The sequence below is a fragment of the Streptomyces sp. NPDC088745 genome (genome assembly GCF_044751045.1).
Taxonomy (GTDB): domain Bacteria; phylum Actinomycetota; class Actinomycetes; order Streptomycetales; family Streptomycetaceae; genus Streptomyces; species Streptomyces cremeus.
Map to the genome: position 1 here is coordinate 32,929 of NZ_JBIVLB010000027.1, position 15,945 is coordinate 48,873.

The window sequence follows — 15,945 nt, forward strand, 5'->3', positions numbered from 1 at the left end:
TCGCGCGCCGGGCAGGGGTCCTTGCCCCCTGCCCGGCGCGTGGACGCCTCAGGGCGTGGGGCAGACCTCCTCCTCACGATGCATGAGCCCCGCTGTTCAGCCGGACCGCAGTCATGCGCGGTGACCAACCACCAACCGGTCTGGGTCGCTCCCCTCGCCCCATGTCGGCCGCTGTCCGTCGTCGAGGGTGCCCTCATCACCTGCCAGCACGCGGTTGAGAACCCGCTGTGCGCGCGCCGATACCGGAATTCGCGAGAAGGCGACGTCGCTGGCGCACGCCGCTTCAGTGGCCCCGGCCGCGCATCCGCGTGGCCTCTCCCGGCCCACGAAGGAATACCAGTGAACACCGTCCCCAGCTCCGTCGACAGCCAGCACAAGTCTGTCGTCAGCGGCGATGCCGGACGACCCGAGGCTGCAGCCAGGGACATCGCCGCCAGCCAGCTCGCGGCCGCGCTGCAGGAAGGCGAGTCGATCGCGGCCGTGTCGTTCCTGGACGGGCCGAAGCCTGCCGCCGGTTGGGTGCTGACGACAGCGGCCGGGCACTCCTTCCGGATCCGGCCCGTCACCTACTGCCGTCCGGAGGAGGGCCAGTGGGAGGCCGGACACGACGCTGACGGGTCGTATTGGTGGGCCGCCAACATCGAGGACCGCCCCCTTGCCAAGGTGCTCGCCCGGATCCGTACCGACTCCGCCACCCGCGCTCGGTTCACCGCCCTGTGGGCGAAGTACGGGCAGCACACGGCGCAGGCTCCGGCGTTCGGGTGCGTTCCGGACCGGGTGGAGCTTGAGCCCGGTGTGTTCCTGATCCGCCGCTTCGGCGCCGTGGGCCTGGTCGCCGAGTGCCGTTGGGGGTTCGAGCACCTGACCGCCGCCGACGGCCGCGAAGGCTGCACGGGTGAGGACTGGGCGCGTAAGGGGACTGACCACCGGCGCTACGTGGCCGAGTGGAAGGTGTGGAACTCCGCCCTGGAGGGGGTGGCGAACTCCCGTCTCCGCGTCGTCTCCGTATGTGTCGACGACGACAAGGAAGCCGACGTCGACGCGTACTGTGCGATGTCCGCGCCGTACGTCGGCAAGTGCAGCGCGAAGCGCTCCGGGATCCGCTACTGGGTGGCGGTCGTCGACGACCAGGACTGCGAGCTCGGCCGGTTCGTCGCCTGCGCCCGCTGCCTCTCCCGCCGGATCCTGGACGACGCCCACGGCGGCAGCCGGTCCGCCGGGCGGGATGTGGTCGACCTCGCCCGCGACCTGGCCAAGGGCGATCCCAAGACGTGTGCTCTGCACTGGCAGCAGTGGGGTGATCGTGCGGCGGAGCTGTGCGGGCAGATGCTCACTCGGGCTCTGGAGAACGGCGAGCGGGCGCCGTGGCCGTCCAAGGCGTTGGCCGATGCGCTCATAGCTCAGGGCGCGGCTGACGGTGACGAGCGCGCGAAGCGGGAAGCCCGCGCGGCTGTGCGCGAGCAGGGCGGCGGCAAGAAGGCGCAGGACGAGGCCGCCGCGCTGGCCGCTGAGTCGCGCGCCGACCGGGCCGCTCTGGTTGCCGCGGTCCGGGCGAGCCGGAACGCCTTCTCCGCCCGGCTCAACGCCGCGTCCACCACCAAGGATGAGGAGCACTCCGACGAGGCTGACTCCCGCCAGACCGCCGAGGAGGACCTCGGGAGCACGTCCCCCCACACAGCGGCGGCTTCCACGACGGACTTCTCGACGGCTGACGCCGCGTGCGGCCCGAACGGCACCAACGCCCCGGAGCGGGCCAACGACGCCAGCCGAACGGCTGGCACCACGCTCGCCGCACCCGCTGACTCGGAGATGGAGAACAGCGGCGCGGACCAGTGGCTCGATGAGAGCAACGCCCGAACCGAACTGCCGCGTATGGGCTGGTGCACAGGGCTGGCCGACGTCCTGGCCGCCGCGTACGCGGGAGACCTGCACGCGGACACGTCCGGGATCGTCCGCCGCCGTGAGGGTCAGGGACGCCGGGTACGGGCCGCCCTGGTCGAGCTGCTGGCGTCCGGCGGCTACATCGCGGTCCCCCGCGCCGGCCGCCGCGGCCCAGTCACGGTCACCCCCGACGGCGTTATCGCGCACCGTTGGTGCACCGCCGCACCCGACCTGCTGCACGCAGACCATCGGGCCGCCTACTGGGCGCGGGTGCGTATTCACCACACCGGCCGGACCAGCAAGCAGTCGGCCCGGGACCAGGCCCGGCGTCTTACTCCCCTGCCGTACGGACAGGAGGAGGAGCGCCGCCGCGCCGCGCAGATGCGGCAGGTCGAGCAGTGGGCCAAGGAGATGGAGGCCACGCGGGAGCGACTTGCGGCGGAGCAGGCGGAGCGGGATGTGCAGGCCAGGCAGGAGCAGGCGGCCGCATGGGCTCGGAGCGAGCGGGAGGCCGAGGAGCGGCAGGCGGCGAAGGATGACCGCCGCGATGACGGTCTCGTCATGTCGCAGCACGGTCCGCAGGAGATCGTCATGGGCACGGGCAGGCGGCGCGTCACGGTGACGCGGGTCAGCCCGAGTATCTGGGAAGCGGTGGTCCGCGGAGCGGTCTACGTGGTGTCGAAGGAGGGCGGCGAGGACTGGCCCTGGTTGGTCATCGCGCCGGACGGCACGCGCATCGGCGTCTGCTCGGTGATCAACGACGCGCCGTACGCGGCCAGCGTCCGGGACATCGTCCGTACCCACGCCGAGGCCATGGAACGCGGCGAGACGATTCCCGAGTGGGTGCCGCCCGCTGCCGCCGTCGCTACGCCCAAGGAGACCGGCCAGGGCCGGGCGGCCGCGGGTGACGACCTGCCCAAGGCCGGAAAGGCGTACTGCACCCCCGCCCCCGCGCGGGCGGTCGCTCTCGACCTGATCGGCTCCCAATGGGTGGCCGAGTGCGACCGGCATGGCCCCGTCTCCATGGGGCTGAACAAGTTCGGTGACGCGGTCGCCGACATCGCCGCTGCCTACGTCTACGCCACCGAGCAGGATGCCGCCGACGCCGCCCGCGCCCACCTGGACGCGCACGCCCGGGAAGACGCCGACGTGATGACGCCGGAGGACATCGACGCTGCCCAGGCACTGAACTTCTCCCGCAGCCAGTGGCGCACGCTGGGGTGGATACGTGACGGCAAGGTGCGCGAGACCGCCGACGGATTCAGCGCCTACGACATCAGCCCCGACCGCGCCGACGTCTCCAAGAGGATCAGGAAGACCCTGGTTCCGCGCCTGTGGGCGGCCGGGTTCGTGAAGGTGCTCGCCATCGCCCCCGGGGCCCGCGCGTTCGGTCTCACCGACGAGGGAGCCCGCGCGTTTCGTCTGTGGTCGAACGCGATGCGCATCAACGCGGTCACGGAGCCGGAGAAGGACACCCGGCACGCCCCCGTGAAGAGCTCCCCCTACCGGTGGCTGTCCGCCGGGGAAACCTGGCCCGGGGAGCAGGAGAAGGCCCAGGCCTCAGCGGACGCGGAGCAGGCCGCCAACGAGCGGGCCGCCGCGCTGCGGGCCGCGGAGGAGAAGGCCGCGGCCGAACGGGCCGCCACCCCCACGGTTGATGAGCTGGCCGTGCTGCAAGCGCTGAACGCTGACGGCTTGGACGCGGAGGCGACCGCGACGCTGTCGGCCGCGTACATCGGCCACGTGGTCACCCGTCACCGTCCCGGGGCCACCTCAGCGCGCCTTGACGCGGGCAAAGGCGGCTGGCGCGTGACGCGTACCTACAACGTCAACGGCGTGGAGAAGCCGATCACGCCGACGGCTGGCAATGCGCTGTCTGCGGCCGCCGCGAACCTCACCGATGCCACGGCCGAGACCTGGCACGCCCTGTGCACGACGGTAAATGAGCGGTACGGGGTGTACCAGCTCGACCTGGCCGCCGCCATCAAGGCAGGCACGGCGACACTCGCCCTGCTCGATCAGGCCGAACAAGGGCCGGAGGAACCGGCAGAGCTGTGGGCCTCGCGCGAGTTCGTGCAGACCGCCAAGCCGGGCACGGAGGCCGAGGTGATCGAGTGGGCCGGGGCGGGCCTGCTGTGGCAGAACGGTGACGGCTTCCGCCACGCCGGCCGCAAGGTCAACGTCCGCCGGGTACTGCCGCTGATCGAGGCCGGAACCCTCCACCGCAGCGCTGACGGCCGGGTGTACCCCACCCAGCCCCCGCAGCCCGACAACGAGACTGCCGCCCCGCCCGCTGCCCAGCCGGAGGTCCCGGCGGCAGGCGGCGGTGGCGCCGCACCGCAGGTCCAGGAGCCGGTCCCGGTGCGGGTGCCGGACACCTTCAGCGCCTCTGGCCGTACGCCGCTCACGTACGACGACCTGGACGGCTGGACGTACGCCGACTTCGTCGCCGCGCACGCGTCTGGGGAGGACACAGCCGACCTGGTGAGGCTCGCCGGGCCAGGCCCGGTGCGATGGCTCTTCGCCCCCGCAGAGGGTGACGCCCCCCGTGCGGTGAATCTGTTCGGTGGTTGTGGAGGCTGGTGCGTTGGGATCCGCCGCATCCTCGGGGCCAAGGTCGACATGCTGTGCATCGACGTCAGCCGCGATGCCACGGCCACGGCGACGCGGGCTGGCTGCCACGCCGTCTGCGCGGACGTGCGCAGCATCGACCCGGAGCACTTCGTGTTCCGGCACACGCAGATCCTGATCGGGTCCTCGCCGTGCATCGACTTCACCAACGCCGGGAAGCGCGCCGGGCGGCTGCCCGAGAACGTCGCCGCTCTGGCCGACGCCATCGAGCAGGCCGGGGCAGCCGTCGGGAACTACATCGTGGACGGCCCCGGCTGCACGTGCCTCACCGACGACGAGTGCGAGTGCGGGCCGGAGGCCTACGACCACTTCGGCCCCCGCTCGGGCGCCACCTGGGACGAGATCCGCTCACTCGTCGCCGACATGCCCGGCGCTGAAACGGCCGGACTCATGCTCGAACCGATGATCTGGGCCCTCGCACTCAAGCACAGCGGAGCGCCGCTACACACGATTCTCTTCGAGCAGTCCAACCAGCTCCCGCAGGAAATCCGCGACACGATCACCGAAGAGCTGTACTGCGCCGGGGAGAGTGAACTCGGCGCCGCGGTGTCGGTGACATGGGAAGAGATCGACGCCGCCGCGTACGGGTCGCCGTCAAGGCGCCGCCGGGCGTTCATGATGGCGACGTTCGGCCGCTACAACTCCGGTCCGGCGGCACCTCAGATCACGATCACCGCCGACCAGGCGACAGGGCTTCCCGCTGATCTGGAGGTGATTACCCGGGGCGCGCGCAAGACCAGCGGAGGCAACGCGTTCATCATGGGCCGCGTGATTCCAGGCGTCACCTCGCGTATCCGGTCAGTGGACGTCGGACACAAGGGTGGCCGGTTCACCCTTGAGCAGGTGGCTGCCCTGGTTACCCTCCCCAGGGAGTACGCGGCCCTCGCCGAGGGCTCACGGACGAGCATCTGCCAGCAGTTCGCGGACGTCGTGGCCCCTGTCGTCTCGGCCGCGGTCTTCGGGGAAACCGTCGGCCACCTCTTCGGGATCAAGCGAAACCGGGGCGGATGGCTGCCGCTCCTGCTGGCCTACCTCCGCGAGCAGTACCCCGGAGCCAAGGCGGTCCTGAACACGAAGCTAGCCACGCCGGAAGCGGGGGAATCGGTGGCCAAAGACCGGCGCGGAGATGCGTTCGTCGAGGCCTCGGAGGGCGAGCAGACCCCGCGTGGCCCGGCACCAGCCCGAGCCCGTCCGCAGATCGAGGTGGAGTCTCCCGTGCACGCGGGCAGCCGCCGCTACGTTGGCGGGCAGGCAGATCTGCTGCCGCCCTCCTCGCACTGCGGGCCGGCGACGAGCTGAGGCTGTGGGTGTGTGCGGGGTTGGTCCGTCAGCACGCTCCGTATCCCCCGTCGGGACTGCCCGACGGGGGATACGGAGCGTGCTCAGGAGGGTGTTCGGGTCGCGAGCAGATCGGCCACCAGCCGGGCCAGCTGGTTGGCGGCGGCGGCTTCCTGGACCGAGGGGCGTGTCAGGGCGTGCAGGTCGTCTTCCCGTTCGGCGTGCTCAGGCAGCTCCGGCAGGACGGTGAGCGCGGGGATGCCCTCGGCGCGCAGGGCGTCGCGGACGTCGGCGAGGTGGTGCTGCTCGTCGGCGAGGGCGTTGTCGACGTGCGCGACCGCGAGCGCGATGGGGGTGTTCTCGGGTGCGTCCAGGTGGGCGAGCAGGAACCGGGCCGTGGCGGCCGGGTCGGCGGGGTGGGTCGTCTCCTCGATCAGGTGCCGCCAGGGGGTGAGGCTGTCCTTGCGGGTGCGGGCGTCGGCCGCTGCCCACCGGGGGTGGTGTTCCTGCCACGTCTGCTCGCCCCAGCGGGCGGTGGCGGTGGGGGCGGCCTCACGCAGGACCGTCTCGGTGAGCGCTTCTTCGTCCCCGCCGCCCGGGAGGTCGAGGTTGCGGTTGTGGTGGACCCACACGGCGGCCACGGCATCCCAGGTGTCCGGGTGGCGGATGGCCCCTTCGCGGGTGAGGAAGGCCAGGAACTCCTGGCGCCAGAGTTCCAAGGTCTCGGCGTCGAGATCTTCCGGCAGCGGCAGCGGCTCGTCGCCCTGGTCGTCGAAGTCGGGCTGGAAGTCGTCCCACCAGGCGGCGGTGCCCTCGGGGTCGTCGGCGTCGTAGACGTCGGGGTGGCCCTCCGAAACCCGGTCCCAGACGTACGTCTCGAACGTCTCGTCCAGGAAGTTCAGCAGCTGAGAGCGCGGGTCGCGGGCCCGGGCGGTGAGGTAGCGGCGGTTGAGCCAGTCCCACATCTGCACCCAGGCGGGGCGCCGGTCGAGGATCTCGGTGCTTCCCCACACTTCGGGGTCGAGGTCGGTGAGGACGACGGCCGCGTCCGCGTGTCCGGCCAAGTGCCGCAGTTGGAAGACGTTGCCGGCATCGAGAACCACGGTGTCGTGCCCGCGGGCTGCGTCGGCGAGCAGAGCCGGGGCGTTGGGCGCGCTCGGGGAGAGAATCATGCCGCGCAGGGTGCCCGGGCCCGGCAGACCGGGGAGCAGGTCGTGCCACTGCCCCGGCTGCGGCGGAGTCTTCAGGATCCGGTGGAGCCCGTTCGGGTCGTCGGCGCCGAGGTAGGCGACCGTGGCGCCGGTGCGTGCCAGGGCTCCGCCCAGAGCGAGCGCGGTGGTGGTGCAGCCAAGTCCGCCCTGCCCGCGGGAGCTGGTCACCGCGACGATGCCCCGGGCCGGGCCTCCTGCCGGGCCGACAGGGCGGGCGGCGATGCGCTGGGCTTTGGGGCCCTCCAGTTGCCCGGGCTCGGGCGCGTTCCGGGACCAGTCCGGCGTCTGGGCGGTGTGCAGGCCGGCCCGGCGCAGAGCGCGGCTCCACAGAGCTGCCTCATCCGGCGGCAGCGTGCCGGCGAGGTGGTCCCATGCCTGCCGTTCGCCGGGCTGCGGGGTGCGCGCGGACCACAGCGGTTCGAGGCCGGCGGCCAGGATGTGGTCCTCGGCCTGCTGCAGGGTGGCTGGTCGGGCGCGCAGGATGAGGTGGGCACGGTGGCCGGGGCGGGCCAGGAGCAGGGTGTCGGTGCGGCTGGGATGGGGGCGGGCCCGCAGTCCCGGGACGCCGGCGATCCCGCTGTCCGTGCGGACCGGCAGGATGCGGCCCAGTAGCGGGGGCAGATGGTCGGGGTGGGGCCACAGCACGAGCGTGTCGAGGTCCGGGGAGACCCCGCGCAGCCCGAAGAAGGTGCCCGCGGCCGCGGGTGCGGGCACCTGCGGGTGGGGCCGGGCCAGGGTCCGGACGAGGGCGGCTTCGAGGAGCTGCTGGGCGGGGTCGGTGGTGTCGGGTACGAGGCCGAAGTACAGGCCCCGGGCCTGGTAAAAGCGTTGGGCAGCCTGGCGGGGCTCGCCGGTGTACTGCTGTCGCAGCAGGATGTTGCTGCTGTCCCTGGACATAAGGGCATCCGTTCCGCGGCACGACTCCCCGGACCGGCGTACCGGCAGACGCAGTGAAGGCTGTGCAACTGACGTGACGATTCGTCTCTTCTCGCCGCTGGTGCACCTGTGAGTCCGGGCCACGCGGTGCGGACGAAGGCAGCAGTCTCTGCCCGGGGGACACCATAGCGCCCGCTCCCGACGGACCGTCCGCAGCACCTCATCACCGACCACCGGCTCAACACTCCTGAGAGGGGCGGAACCGCGAGCGCGGTATACGAACTCGATCAGACGTGCCCCGCTGTCAGGTGCACCAACGTCCAGCAGAAGGCCCGCTGGACGTCAGTGGACCTGCGGAATTCGCCGCACAGACGTCCGCATCGCCCGCTTGCGGTCAGATGTTCCACGTCAACCCGCCCATGCACGCCGAGCTGAACGCCCGCCGAGACGAACGAGGAATCGATCATGACCGAGGCCACCTACTCCACCGTCCGCCGCTACCTCGGCAAGGAGTTCAGCCTCAGCCGGACGTCCACCGGGCGCCGCTCTGGGCAGCGCTGGACGGAAGGCATCCAGGTCCGCACCTCACAGACGCTCGGCGTGATCGTCGACTACGTCGAGAGCCACGCAGCATGGGGTTCTGACGGCTCGCTCCGGCAGGAGAAGCTGAACGCCGTCCGGAAGCACCTGGAGCAGCGCTTCACCGTGGAGGACCATTTCGCCCGTGACGGCCGCATGGTCGTCACCGGCAAGCTGGCGAGCTAGGGGTACCTCCCGCCCCAATCTGACCTGCCCAGGGGTCGCAGTCCGGAGCGCGCCTGGGGCGGTGCGGCGCGTACGGTGAACACTGTCCGGGAACCGATCGGCCGTGCCGAAGCGGGAGCCTCCCGTGAGCTTGCCTTGAGAGCTGGACTCACCGCTACGATGACGGGCGCAGGAATGGGCAACCGCGCCACGCCTGGTCCACACCGACCTCGACGCCCACACCGTCGACGGGGACCGCAGACGTCTGAGACTCGCGCAAGTCGACTCGTCATGCTCTCCTCCTGGACGGCCGGCGCGTGTGGGGCAGCAGGCCGGACAAGGACGAGACCTCATGACCGACCCCCGCCGCCGTGAGCAAGACCGTGCCGTACGCGCGTACAAGCGGGCCCATCCTGGCATCACCCTGGCCCAGGCCCGCGCCGCCATCGCCGCCCGCTCCGGCCCATGCCCCGGCCTTCCCGCCCGGATCGCTGGCGCTCCCCTGCCCCGGCCCGGTGAGCGCCTGGAGGAGTACGTGAAGCGCGTCGCTGTTGCCGCCGGAGTCCAACGGCACCGGGCTATGGAGCTCCTCGGTCTGGAGCCCGGTGCCTCAGCGACTGAGCGCTTGGACCAGCTCGCCGACGGCCTGTCCGACGCCGCGGTGAAGGCGCTCGTAGCGGCCACTGGCATGACCCCGCAGCAGGCACGCGCCCTGACCGCTCCGCACACTGCCAGTCCTCAGTACGCGGAGCTTGAAGCCGTGGCGCGCCAGCACCTGGGCGAGAAGTACTTCCGGCGCGGCGGCGCGGACAAGACCTGTACGGGGGCGGCCGAGCTCGCCGGGCTGTTCGCCGAAGCGGGCGAGCGGCTCCCTCTCCCGCTCGGTCTGCTCGCCAGCGAGTTGCTCTCCGGTCCCTACCGTTCGGTCATCGTCGACCTCGACTGGCAGAACGACTCCCTTCGGCCGCCCTCCGACCCCGAGGTGTTCAAGGCAGTCGCCCAGGCCCTTGGCATCGAGCAGGGGGACGCCCCGCACGCGTAGCAGGACAGCCAGGCGACGTCGGGGCTCAGCGGTTGGATAGAACACCGCTGGGCCCCGGCCCGCAGCAACGCACCGTCGTGGCCCGCCGGCCGGGACCGGGCCTCGGCCGGTTTCCCTTCCCTTTCCGGCTGACGCAGGTGAAGGCGGAGACCTCCTCGGCAACCGGGCACCGGCGGTCCGATCACAGCCGTCGTTGGACCGGCCGCGGAGGCATGGACCTGCTGCCCCACCGCTGTCCGCTCCCTGCGGCAGACTCATCGAGCCCGCACCGTCCCTTGGACACAGTCCGCTGAGGGCTCTGCACTGAATGCCGCGTGTCGCCGACCGCTGACACCTTCCAGCGGCTGAGCCAGGCCGTGCTGAGAGCCGTGGCGGCACACGCAAATTCGCCGCACGACTGCCCGCATCCCCAGTTCGCAGTTAGCTGCTCCTGTCACCCCGCCCCACCCTGAGAGGAACAGCCCGTGACCGACCAGCCGACCCTGGCCACGCTCACTGAGGAGCAGCTGGCCGATCTCATCGCCCAGGCCACGGCGTTCCGCAACCAGCCGTCTCTCCGCCAGTGCCTCTACCCGGGATGTCTCCGGGAGTTCGACATGGCGGCCCGCATGGACGGGCGGGAACCAGCCCGGCCTTCCTGGTCCGGCGCCGGCTGGCGTCAGGTCACCCGCGGTCCCTCGACCGGTTCCCTCTGCCCAGATCATGTCGGCATCGTCACCGAGCACCTGCCCCGCACCGTCGACGTGCCCAACGGCCGCTGGATGGTCGCCTGCGCCTGCGGCTGGATGTCCCGCTCCCAGACCTACGGTGGTCTCCTGCGGCCGCTGTGGGAGGAACACCTCCTGCTCGCAGCCGGGGAGCTCACTGTGCCTGCGACGCTCGCTGAACCCGGTCGGCTGTCGCTGGACGAGCACACGGAGGCCAGCCTGGCGGAGCTTTACGAGGCCCTGGAGGACACCGAGCACGACCGAGCCGAGACCCGCGAGGCAGCGCAGGCCATGTACAAGGCCTGGGACTGGCACCGGAATACCCTCGGCGGGATCGCACGGGCCGTTAACGCCATCTGCAACATGATGCGAGTGGGCGTCGGTGACACCCGTGACTGGTCCGCCGACCGGCACGACGCCTACCTGTGGGCCGTCCTCATCGGCTGGGACGACGACACGCTCAAGAACGTCGCGGCACGGCACCGGTGGAACGAGCACCGCGTCCGGTACGTGCGCGAAATGCGCGCCCTCCTCTCCCCCATTACCGACCCGCAGAAGCAGGAAGCCGCCGAATGAACCCTCTGACCGCCGGAGCCGCAGCTCCCACAACCGGACCCGTCCCCTCCACGGCGAAGCGCCAGGGCGGGCACAAGCCCTCTGAATCCGCGCAGGAGGGCAAGCCGCTCGAGGAGATGCCTCCCTGGGCCCAGGACGTCGTCTTCAGGGACGCCCTCGGACTGGTGAAGGACGAGCACGCAACCTGGGTCCCGTACACCTCGCCGCGCGGGATCGAGTTCGTCATCATCTCGGCCTGCGGCTTCCGCTACACGGTCTCCAAGAACGGCATCGCCTAGCCCGCCCGCAGGATTCGCCTATCGTCGCCCTTTCCGCACCCCGCCCTATTCACTGCGGCCGTCCCGCCGGCGATACACCAAGGCCCCGCCGGCGCTCACCACCCGCGGAGCGGAGACACGATGAATGAACTGCCCCACCAGAGCCCGCCCACCGAAGGCGAACTGCTGCGCGCAGCCCTGGCTGCCGTCGGCCGCTACGCCTTCCCTGGCACCGAGGGAGGGATGACCTTCCTGATCATGGCCGCACGTCCCGGCGCCCCCGACGACGAGGAAGCCGCCTACGACGGCCCGCATGTCCTGATGTACGCCGGCGAGCGTGCCGACCGCCCCGCCACTGAGCACCGTGAACCCTGGTCCGCGCACCTGCACGACGCCACCGGCGACTACCTCACCACCCTGGTCGACGGCGCACCGGGCGACATCGACGCAGTGGCCGACGCCGTCCGGTGCGCCCGCGAGGTAACCGACAAGCTCGCCCACCGCTACGACATCGTCCCGACGCCCTCGCTGTAGTCCTCTACAGCTCGGCGCTCCAGGTCCTACAGAGTCCACGTCCGGGGCCCTGGAGCGCCCAACGTCCGCACGCAATCCCGAGTTCACCGCGGCGGCAGTCGACTGGCCACGTCCCCTCGTCGAGGCGACAAGGTGCCACACGACCCTGCCCCCCACTCAGGGACGGCTGTCCGCTCCCTGCAGCAGGCTCACGGCGGCCACCAATGTCCCTGACACAGTGCCGCGCCGACAAGGGCCGTACCCGCTTGCTCCTGCCCGCCGCCGACCGCACCCGGCCGACCAGATTCGCGGCCAGGCGACGCTACGGCTGCGGTCGGCTTCAGTGACCACGACCGCAGCAACCGTCGGTCTCTCCTCAAGGAAGGCGTCCATGAGCACCACCCCTTACACCGATGACGACCTCCGCGCCGAGGCTGCCCGCCAGCGCGCCCTCATCCAGGATCCCGACTTCATGGGCGTCGGCGAGCAGATGGAGGGCAACCTCCGCTGGGCAGCGCTCAATCAGGAGGAGTTCCGTCAGGCGCAGCAGAAGATCCATAACCTCATCAACAAGGCGGCCGACATCTCCCAGTGGGCCGTCGATCTCGGCGCTGACGGCCTAGAGCCGCTTTCCGAGACGCTGAACAGCCCGGACTTCCGGATCCACATCGCCGCCCGCCCCGACGTGCCCCAGAAAGTACGCGGCGCCTTGGCGGAGAGCATCGGTGCCGCGGTCGCGCAGCTCGAAGAGCCTGACTCGTGCGCGCACACCGTGGGGCAGTTGGGGAACGAGTGGGTGGCGGCTCGCGCCCGGCTAGCCGCCGCCGAGCGTCTTAGGAGCCGTCGCAAGGCAGAAGTCGAGTTGCTGGAGGAGCGAATCGTTCACCAGCAGATAGTCGACGCGCTGGCCGAAGACGGTCCTGCCGGCGTTCTTCGCTGGTGGCTGCGCGGCCACAACCGCCCGTCCAATCGATACGCCCGGCGAGTGATGACTGCATGGCTCCAGAGTCTTTCTCCTCAGCTGTGGTGCCCCGACCACCCTCCGACCACCAACCCCCGCCACCCCGTCCGCACCTGCAACATCGCGTGGAACGTCTCGCTGACCCCCCATGAAGGGACCCCGGCCCTGGCCAGGTCCTTCAACTCCATCGGCAATGCCGTACGGCCAGCGACCCGCACGGACCGCATGTTCCCGGACATGAACATCCAGGTCATACCGCCGTGCACCGAGCTGCGCTTCGGGGCCCGCCGCGAGCCTTGCTTGATCCTTCGCCCTACCCGTGAGGGGTGGGAGCTGGTCACAGCAGTTGGCGCCCCGATCACTGTCGGCTCCAGCGGCGAAGACTGCCGCGCCCTGTTGGTACAGGCGCAAACCATCGCCCTCAGCAGCTTCGACGGCGGCCACGGCCGATGAAGCAGCAGCCTGCACATGAGAAGGAAGGCTTCCCCGTGGACCACACCGACGGCTCCCCTACCGGTCGTAGACCGTTCCCTGAATTGCTCACCGCCGCCCCATACGTCGACTGGCTCGTCCGCGTACTACTGGAGGCCGCCGACGAGGAGCGCTCCGCACTGCGAGCGGCTCGCCTTCCGACTGCCGTGACCATCCCGGTCACCGTCGTACGCCACCAGTGCCCGTACTGCCGCCGTACCTGGGCCAAGAGGCCCGCCGCGACCGCGCACGTCGCCCGCTGCTGGAGCAATCCCGAAGTGCGGTCCTGCAAGACGTGCGAGCACCACGAGCCGGGTGAGGCTGCGGGCGGCTGCTGGGGTGATCCGTACTGCAACTGTCCCGAAGTCCCCGAGGGCTGTGCAGTCGGAGCCGCCACGCCGATGATCACTGACTGTCCGCTGTGGCGGCTGGCTGACGACGCCGAGTGATCCCGCGGAGGCGGGACCGGTGGGCCTAGTACGGCTGCATGAACCCGGGATTCGCCAGCACGTGACGTACCCGGGCAACACCAGGTCTCCTTGACCTCTCAGCCCGCCATGAGTCAAGGAGACACCCACACCCCATGAAGCGCATCGCGTCTGTCGCCCGCAGCGAGGAGGCGATCCTCGACCGGATTCGGGCACTCGCCATCGAACGAGCGTCCCAAGGACGCCCGCTCCAGTACGAGGAGCTGCCGGCCTTGTGCAACGGCACGCTCACGCCCAGCACGACCGACCTCGCCTGTATCGCCGAGGAGGCCGGGGTCACGATGGAATTCCTTCTCGGCATCCACGGCCCGGCCCGGGTTGCGCAGATGGTGAGGATGCGGGTGGGACGCCTGTACTGGGGGTGGTGGCGCGGCATTGGCCGTCACCGCTGCGGGCCGGGGTGCGGCTCGTGAGCCGCACGGAGCAGGAGTTCGCCGTTCCCCAGAGGCCGCCTGCGATGACCGAACGTCCGCAGGGACGCAAAGACCCTGAGACGGGCGACGTGACCGCGCCGCTTGATCCACTCGGTTTGGCCGAGCACCTGGACAGGCTGGGGCAGACGTCTGCCGCTGATCTAGTCCGGGCGATGACGGAGGAGCTAGCTCTGGTCCGGCGTGAGCGAGACACCCTGGCCGAGCATGCCCGCCGGATCGCCGGGCTGGCAGGCCATGAGCTCAGCCACAACTGTCGGCTGATCGGGCCTGCGGTGGAAGCGCTTGACGTGCTGCGCGTCACCCGCCGCTGCCCAAGCACCAGCAACGGCCGACACTGGCCCCTCCGACATTCGAGTGCCACTCGCTGCGCATGGTGCCACGCTCGCCTGCCTGACCGGACCCGCTCATGACCGCAGCGCCCCATGCCTGCTGCGTACGCGGGCTGCCAGCACCGGCGCGGCACGGCAGGTTCGCGGGCTCCGCCGTGCCCCACCCGGCCGGCGCCGCCCCCGTCGCTTGTCTCTGGTCCGGCCTACTCCAAGCCGGACCTCTCACGAATGATCACTATGCGCCCCTTGAATCCGAGAGGATGACTCCCATGCCCCTCCACTACGAAGCCACCAAGCCACTGGCGGTCCCGGACTCCGAGTTCAACGAGAACCACATCGCTGTCCTTCTCGTGATCGGGAACCGCTACGGCGGACAGTGGACGATCAACCTGCTGACTCAGCGCGAGCACCCTGACGAGGCCACGCCACTGGGCACCATTGAGACCTTCTACGATCACCAGAGTGAGGACCTCACGGACAGCCCCCGCTACGCCCAGCTCGGCCTCGACACAGCCATCATCTGGCTCCTGGCAGAGGCGAAGAGGAGGAACTGGCGGCTCCTCGTCTGGGAGAGCCTGAACGATCAGGTTCCCGATGACGCCAGGAAGTTCACGATCGGCGCGCGGGTCGCCTTCGGTGGTGAGCAGTTCGTACCGGCGCCCGGCGCTACGTACGCCGACGAGATTCTCACCGGCGCAGCGAAACCATAACCAGACTCGTGAACGAGTACCGCCCTGCTCCGAGAACCAGCGGACCGCCGGCAGGCCGCGGCGAGACAGGTGAACACTGCGAGAGTCGAAATGGGTGTGAAGGGTCCAGGCAGTCGACACAGCCCGGACCGCGGCGCTATGGACCAGCGGCTCATCCGCTTCCTGTCCCAACGGTACGGCGGCTGACGCAGGCCTCCGCCGCCGCCATCCGCACGAACTCGCGGATCCTCGCTGCTCACCGACCCGGAGCGGTTCACTGCGGCCACCGACAAGGGAAGACCCCAGCACTTCCCCGGCCCGCACCGCAGGGAGTACGAACCGATGAACCGCCCCAAGCCCGGCAGCACCATCGACATCAGCCAGCTCGTCGAGAAGCTGGACTCGGCGCGCGGCACTGTCGCCTACGACGCTGATAAGCACCACTACGAGCGCCACCACTCCGAGCGCAGCGAGATCGACACCGTCTTCGACGACCTGATCGACTGGGTCCTTGCCCATCAGACGACGATCCAGCTGGCCAAGCTCATTAAGCCCGCCTCCGACCCGGACCTGGAGCCCGGTGACCTGACCCTCGTCCACGGCAAACCCGTCACCGTGCGAGCGACCCGCGTCCACCGACCGCACCACCATGGCGACTCCGGTCTTCCGCAGCACCAGGCCGCCTTGGAGATCGTTACTGGTATCGGCAGTGAGTGGTTCTCTCTCACGCCCCAGGCGTGACCTCCCGGCGCGGGGGGGGGGGGGGGGCGGCGGGGGGGGGGGGGGGCCCCCCGGGGCGGGGGGGGGCCCGCCGGGGGGCGGGGGCGCCCGCCGAGGGAGCGCCCGCGCGCGGCGGG

The 15,945-nt window shown here is 70.6% G+C and carries 12 protein-coding genes; 11 read left to right on the forward strand and 1 reads right to left on the reverse strand.

Going from position 1 to position 15,945, the window contains the following annotated elements; genetic code table 11:
• Window positions 1-339 precede the first annotated feature (339 nt).
• Window positions 340-5,811: a hypothetical protein gene (locus ACIP93_RS37080; RefSeq protein ID WP_401766711.1), complete on the forward strand. Its 5,472-nt coding sequence runs from the start codon at window positions 340-342 to the stop codon at window positions 5,809-5,811.
• Between the two features lie 83 nt (window positions 5,812-5,894).
• Here the strand turns inward: ACIP93_RS37080 and ACIP93_RS37085 are convergent, their stop codons facing one another.
• Entirely contained in the window at window positions 5,895-7,898 is a 2,004-nt protein-coding gene (locus ACIP93_RS37085; protein ID WP_401766714.1) for a hypothetical protein, read from the reverse strand.
• Between the two features lie 444 nt (window positions 7,899-8,342).
• On the opposite strand from ACIP93_RS37085, the gene ACIP93_RS37090 reads away from it, so the two are divergent.
• The 10 genes from ACIP93_RS37090 (at window position 8,343) to ACIP93_RS37135 (ending at window position 15,829) form a co-directional block, all read left to right on the forward strand.
• A complete protein-coding gene (locus tag ACIP93_RS37090) occupies window positions 8,343-8,642 on the forward strand; it encodes a hypothetical protein (RefSeq protein ID WP_401766717.1) in 300 nt (99 codons plus the stop codon).
• A 331-nt stretch (window positions 8,643-8,973) separates the two neighbouring features.
• The gene (locus ACIP93_RS37095) at window positions 8,974-9,663 is read left to right on the forward strand and encodes a hypothetical protein (protein ID WP_401766720.1); all 690 of its coding nucleotides are present in this window, start codon (window positions 8,974-8,976) and stop codon (window positions 9,661-9,663) included.
• A 464-nt stretch (window positions 9,664-10,127) separates the two neighbouring features.
• A complete protein-coding gene (locus ACIP93_RS37100; protein ID WP_401766723.1) occupies window positions 10,128-10,946 on the forward strand; it encodes a hypothetical protein in 819 nt (272 codons plus the stop codon).
• Window positions 10,943-11,224 (forward strand): hypothetical protein, encoded by a 282-nt coding sequence (locus ACIP93_RS37105; protein ID WP_401766725.1) that lies wholly within the window; start codon window positions 10,943-10,945, stop codon window positions 11,222-11,224. The genes ACIP93_RS37100 and ACIP93_RS37105 overlap by 4 nt, the downstream gene beginning before the upstream one ends.
• Before the next feature lie 120 nt (window positions 11,225-11,344).
• Window positions 11,345-11,737: a hypothetical protein gene (locus tag ACIP93_RS37110; protein WP_401766728.1), complete on the forward strand. Its 393-nt coding sequence runs from the start codon at window positions 11,345-11,347 to the stop codon at window positions 11,735-11,737.
• Window positions 11,738-12,107: 370 nt separating this feature from the next.
• On the forward strand, window positions 12,108-13,130 hold the full coding sequence (locus tag ACIP93_RS37115) for a hypothetical protein (protein WP_401766731.1): 1,023 nt from the start codon (window positions 12,108-12,110) through the stop codon (window positions 13,128-13,130).
• Window positions 13,131-13,165: 35 nt separating this feature from the next.
• Window positions 13,166-13,597 carry a hypothetical protein gene (locus tag ACIP93_RS37120; RefSeq protein WP_401766734.1) on the forward strand — a complete coding sequence of 144 codons (432 nt, stop codon included), beginning with the start codon at window positions 13,166-13,168 and terminating at the stop codon, window positions 13,595-13,597.
• Between the two features lie 134 nt (window positions 13,598-13,731).
• Window positions 13,732-14,049, forward strand: a complete 318-nt coding sequence (locus ACIP93_RS37125; RefSeq protein WP_401766737.1) for a hypothetical protein — start codon at window positions 13,732-13,734, stop codon at window positions 14,047-14,049.
• Window positions 14,050-14,668: 619 nt separating this feature from the next.
• Window positions 14,669-15,109 carry a hypothetical protein gene (locus ACIP93_RS37130; RefSeq protein WP_401766739.1) on the forward strand — a complete coding sequence of 147 codons (441 nt, stop codon included), beginning with the start codon at window positions 14,669-14,671 and terminating at the stop codon, window positions 15,107-15,109.
• Between the two features lie 321 nt (window positions 15,110-15,430).
• Window positions 15,431-15,829, forward strand: a complete 399-nt coding sequence (locus tag ACIP93_RS37135) for a hypothetical protein (protein ID WP_401766742.1) — start codon at window positions 15,431-15,433, stop codon at window positions 15,827-15,829.
• The last annotated feature ends 116 nt before the right edge of the window (window positions 15,830-15,945 follow it).